The sequence below is a fragment of the Streptomyces sp. SID3343 genome (genome assembly GCF_009865215.1).
GTDB lineage: Bacteria > Actinomycetota > Actinomycetes > Streptomycetales > Streptomycetaceae > Embleya.
The window spans coordinates 1-209 of the sequence record NZ_WWJX01000557.1; the positions used below are offsets into that span (position 1 = coordinate 1).

At 67.9% G+C, this 209-nt stretch carries 1 pseudogene; it reads left to right on the forward strand.

Going from position 1 to position 209, the window contains the following annotated elements:
- Positions 1-209 (forward strand): annotated as a pseudogene (locus tag GT354_RS16905) (o-succinylbenzoate synthase); the annotation flags it as partial.

Genomic DNA, 209 nt, shown 5'->3' on the forward strand with positions numbered 1-209 from the left:
ATCACCGGAATCGAACTTCGCCGGATCGCGATGCCGCTCCGGGCGCCCTTTCGCACGTCGTTCGGCGTCGAGACCGCGCGCGACGTGCTGTTGCTCCGCGTGGTCACGCCCGATGCCGAGGGCTGGGGCGAGTGCGTCGCGATGTCGGAGCCGGTCTACAACTCGGAGTACGTCGAGGGCGCGGTCGAGGTGCTCAAGCGCTTCCTGAT